The sequence below is a fragment of the Paraburkholderia sp. SIMBA_054 genome, from assembly GCF_046534875.1.
Classification (GTDB): Bacteria; Pseudomonadota; Gammaproteobacteria; order Burkholderiales; family Burkholderiaceae; genus Paraburkholderia; species Paraburkholderia hospita.
Genome location: NZ_JAWRXV010001139.1, coordinates 1 through 257, shown reverse-complemented (window position 1 = coordinate 257; position 257 = coordinate 1). Strand labels below are relative to the sequence as shown.

The window sequence follows — 257 nt, the reverse complement described above, 5'->3', positions numbered from 1 at the left end:
CGTCGGTTCATCAGCTCGCGTCGCGCCCGGATATTCTCGACCGCAACGGCGAAATCCTCGCGACCGACATCAAGACTGCTTCGCTCTATGCAGAGCCGCGCAAGATCGTAGATCCCGACGAAACCATCGAAATGCTGTCGACGGTGCTGCCTGATCTTGATTGGGAAGCGACATATAAGCGCTTGAAAAGTGGCGCCGGTTTCGTCTGGATCAAGCGTGGACTGACGCCCCGCCAGCAGAGTCAGATCATGGCGCTC

1 pseudogene is annotated in these 257 nt (G+C 58.0%); it reads left to right on the top strand.

Features of this window, described 5'->3' with window-relative positions:
* Positions 1 to 257 (top strand): annotated as a pseudogene (locus SB822_RS58720) (hypothetical protein); the annotation flags it as partial.